General features: G+C 67.2%; 1 protein-coding gene and 2 pseudogenes. 2 read left to right on the forward strand and 1 reads right to left on the reverse strand.

Annotated features, from left to right (window positions below; genetic code table 11):
* Positions 1-1,397, forward strand: a 1,397-nt coding sequence (locus A5652_RS06590; RefSeq protein WP_067348081.1) for an FTR1 family protein, incomplete at its 5' end; no start/stop codon positions are given.
* A gap of 130 nt (positions 1,398-1,527) precedes the next feature.
* Positions 1,528-1,908: pseudogene (locus A5652_RS06595) on the forward strand (peptidase M75); the annotation flags it as partial.
* Between the two features lie 42 nt (positions 1,909-1,950).
* Here A5652_RS06595 and A5652_RS28390 read toward each other — a convergent pair.
* Positions 1,951-2,115: pseudogene (locus tag A5652_RS28390) on the reverse strand (imelysin family protein); the annotation flags it as partial.
* Between the last annotated feature and the right edge of the window lie 69 nt (positions 2,116-2,184).

Consider the following 2,184-nt stretch of genomic DNA (forward strand, 5'->3'; position numbering starts at 1 on the left):
AGCAAGAGATGATGGAAACGGTCATCAACGCCATCGCGGTGGTGTTCGTGACGTCGATGATCCTCTGGATGAACGGCAACGCCGCGCAGCTGAAGGGGGAACTCGAGCGCGAGGCCCGTCAGGCGGTCAACCGTGGTGGCGCGTTCGCCCTGGCTGCGATGGCCTTCCTCGCCGTTCTCAAGGAGGGCTTCGAGACGTCGGTGTTCCTGCTGGCCGCCGCCGAGACGTCGCACGGCAACCGGTGGTTCGCCGTACTGGGCGGCGCCGTTGGCATTCTGACGTCGGTCGGGCTCGGCGTGGGCCTGTACTACGGCGGCCTGCGGATCAACCTCGGCCGGTTCTTCCGGGTCACCGGGGTATTTTTGGTGCTGATCGCCGCCGGGCTGGTGCTGGGCGCGCTGCGCACCGCGCACGAGGCCGGTTGGGTGAGCATCGGCCAGCAACAGGTGCTCGACCTGTCCGGCTGGATACCCAGCAACTCGGTGCTGGGGGCGGCGACGACCGGGGTGTTCGGCATCCCCGCCGATCCTCGGCTCATCGAGGTGCTGGGCTGGCTGCTGTATGCGGTGCCCGTTCTGGTCGTTTTTCTCCTGCCCACCCGGCTCGCCGCCGCGCCGCGAGCGCGCGGCCGGCTGCTGGCGGCGACGTCGGCGGTGCTACTCATCGTGGGGGCCGTGCTGGCGATCATGACGCCCGCCGCAGCCTCGCCGCCGCCGTTGCGGGTGCGCACCGTCACCGACCGCTCCGGCCACACCGCTGCGGTGTCGCTGGTGACCGGGCCGCACGGACGTGAGCTGAGCGTCGTCCCTCAGGGCACCTCGACCGCCCACAACATCGTGCTCGTCCCGGCAGATGACCAGACGGTGGACGGCGTGCCGGTACAGGTATGGCAGGTGTCGGAGGCCGCCGGGGCCGATGGTGCTCCGGAGGTCACGCTGGATCAGTTGCTGGGCATGACGGGGGGCCGTCTGCCGGTCGGTCTCGCAGTGGGCCGCACCCCGGGGCCATTCCAGGGCCAATGGTCAACGACCACCGTGTATACCGTGTTCACGCGGGGTGATTCTGTGGTCAGTGCGCATGCGACGAGCAACCGCACGGCGCTGTTGACCGGTGGCGGGTTGACGGGGGCCAAGACCGTCAGCCTTGGTGGGCTGGCGACGGACTGGTCCACCTCCGCTGCCGAAGACCATTCGACACTCGCTGAGATCGTCGCGAGCGAGCGCCATCGCGGGGAGCGGCAGCTTTGGAACGTCTGGCTTCCACTGGTATTGGCGGGTTTTGCGTTCGCTTGCGCGCTGTCAGCGGTAGCCTCGCTGCGCGTGGCGCGCCGGCAAGAGGATGAGAGGAAATCGATTGATGCGCAGTCGCATCGCCTCGGCAACGTGCCGGTCTCGTGAATTCTGCTTGGCTGCAACTGCTTTCGTTGTGGCGGCAGCATTACCGGTGACCGCGTGCAGCCACGCGGGTGACAACTCGAACCACGCCCAGCAGTCGAAGCCGGGAGGTACCAACGCGGTCAAGGTCACGATGGCGAACAACGATGGCCAGGACGGCTGCACACTGGACACCACCAGCGTGCCCGCCGGGCCGGTCACGTTCACCGTCGCCAACAAAAACGCACCCGGCATCAACGAGGTCGAATTGCTCAGGGACCAGCGAATTGTGGGCGAGAAGGAGAACCTCGCGCCCGGCCTGGACCCGGTGTCGTTCACGGTTTCGCTGGACGGCGGCGCATACCAGCTCTACTGTCCGGGAGCGAGCACCGAATACCAGACCCTGACCGTGTCGGGTAAAGCGCCGGCGACGCCGACGGGCACCGTGGCCAGCATCCTCGGCCAGGGCACCAAGGACTACGCCGCCTACATCGTCAGCCAGATCGCTCAGCTCAACGACGGCGTGAAAGCCCTTCCACCCGACCTTGGCGTCGACCGGCGTCGACTCGCGCATGTCGATCAGATAGTCCAGGTTGCCGGCGTTGTCGCCGACCGCGAAGCCCGGCAGCACGAAACCCTCCACGGTGGACTCCGAACGTTCCCAGAACAACCGGGCTTTGGCGTAGGCCGCCTTCGCCGCGTCGACGTTGCCAGATTGCACGGCGGCATCGAGCGCTTTCACGCCGTCGTTGAGCTGAGCGATCTGGCTGACGATGTAGGCGGCGTAGTCCTTGGTGCCCTGGCCGAGGAT

Origin of the sequence: Mycobacterium sp. 1165178.9, assembly GCF_001673555.1 — a bacterium.
In the GTDB taxonomy this organism is placed as follows: domain Bacteria; phylum Actinomycetota; class Actinomycetes; order Mycobacteriales; family Mycobacteriaceae; genus Mycobacterium.